Source organism: Bacteroides sp. ET71 (assembly GCF_023336905.1).
Lineage (GTDB): Bacteria > Bacteroidota > Bacteroidia > Bacteroidales > Bacteroidaceae > Bacteroides.
Map to the genome: position 1 here is coordinate 1 of NZ_JAMBLS010000101.1, position 1,137 is coordinate 1,137.

Here is a 1,137-nt window from a genome sequence, read left to right on the forward strand (position 1 = left end):
AGCCCATGTTACGGCACAGCCGTTGCCTTCCAGATAGCCGTCCTTCCGCTGTTCGGCTCCTACAATCGCCGCGATGCTTTGCGCCACCGACGGCTTTTCTGCGATAATGACATTCTTCATATACATTAGTTATTATAGGTGAATACTCAAAGCGATACGCCGGCACCTTTCTTCTCGGACTTCCGGACACGGCGGTTCTGCGTGGCGGCCTGTGCAGGCTTTTGTGCCTGTGTTTCTGCCTGACCTTGCGACTGCTTCTTGCTCTTGTCGGGATTCCAGCGGAAGAAGTCGAACTTCATCTTCTCGTAGTTGGGGCGCACGTAGGCATTGAACGTGCCCCCGCCACCGTCGGACATGCCCTTGACATACGCCGCCTTGCCTGCTTTCAACGCATCTTTCTGCTCTTGGGTCAGTTCCACCCCTTTCAGCTTCTGCGGGATGATGATTTCGCGCTGTCCGCTCTGGCTCTGCCCCTGCTCCACCTTACGGTTCAGCCCCCGGAAGTCGTAATCGAAGCCGCCCTTGCAGACGTTGTACTGGAGGCGTGCGTCGTAATGTTTCTGCCTTCGCTCAGACCACATGCCCTCGACCAATACGGACTCGCCGTTCATCAGGCGGAGTCCCTGGTCTTCGGTCAGCGTTACGCCGTTGATTTCACGTACCTGCTTCATATCCTGCATGGGAAGGTGGTGCAGGCGGTTGGTCTTGGGATTGAAGGACAGAAGACAGGACTCCACCGTACCGTCAGGTTGGCGGATGTCAATGGTTCGTCCGGCGTTGTTCGTTTTCAGCAGGTTGTCCTGCACTTCTTGGGGCAGTTCCGTTCCCATGTACTCCTTCAAATCCGGATACCGTTTGCAGCATTCGATGTTGAGTACGGGTTTTCCGTCGGGCGATTCCACCAGCCGGATGCAGGCCGGTGTTTCAAAGCTGATGCCCTCGAAGTTGGTGCGGATGTCAAGCACGGCAGATTCATGCCCGTTGAGCAGGCGTGCCGTACCGATTTCGCCCAACGATTCGGGCGTGATGCCCATGCGTGCGAGCTGCTGCCAGTCCACCTGCTCCATGCTCCACTTCGTGGATTGCTGCGGGGCGGGTTCTTCGGTGGCGGGAGCCTGCCGCAAGTCCTGTTTCTGT

General features: G+C 57.2%; 1 protein-coding gene. It reads right to left on the minus strand.

Features of this window, described 5'->3' with window-relative positions:
* Positions 1-146: 146 nt before the first annotated feature.
* A partial coding sequence (locus M3090_RS15340) for a DUF3945 domain-containing protein (protein WP_249057721.1) occupies positions 147-1,137 on the minus strand: 991 nt, incomplete at its 5' end.